1 protein-coding gene is annotated in these 383 nt (G+C 62.4%); it reads left to right on the forward strand.

Features of this window, described 5'->3' with window-relative positions; translation table 11 throughout:
- The coding region (locus EN939_RS37820) for an MFS transporter (protein ID WP_127272176.1) at window positions 1–383 on the forward strand (383 nt) is incomplete at both ends.

Raw genomic sequence — 383 nt, forward strand, 5'->3', positions numbered from 1 at the left:
ATGCCGAGCAGATCGGCATGTCGGTCGCCGATGTCGTCACCTTCGTCAGCGTCGGCATCTTTGGCGGCGCCATCATCCAGTATCCGCTTGGCTACCTCTCCGACCGCTGGGATCGGCGCCGCGTGCTCTTGATCACGACCTGCTGCGCGATGCTTTCGGCGCTGGCGCTGGTGTTCATCGCCGGCAGCAATCCGGCGCTCAACTTCATCCTCATCTTCATCTTCGGCTGTTTCGCCATGCCGCTCTATTCGCTGTCGGCGGCGCATTCGAACGATCGCGCCGACACGGGCGAGTTCGTGCTGATCAACGCGGCGCTGATGCTGTTCTATTCCTTCGGCGCCATTGGCGGCCCGTTCGCCGCCTCGACGGCGATGCAATATTTC

The sequence above is a fragment of the Mesorhizobium sp. M7A.F.Ca.CA.002.05.1.1 genome (assembly GCF_003998335.1).
Classification (GTDB): Bacteria; Pseudomonadota; Alphaproteobacteria; order Rhizobiales; family Rhizobiaceae; genus Mesorhizobium.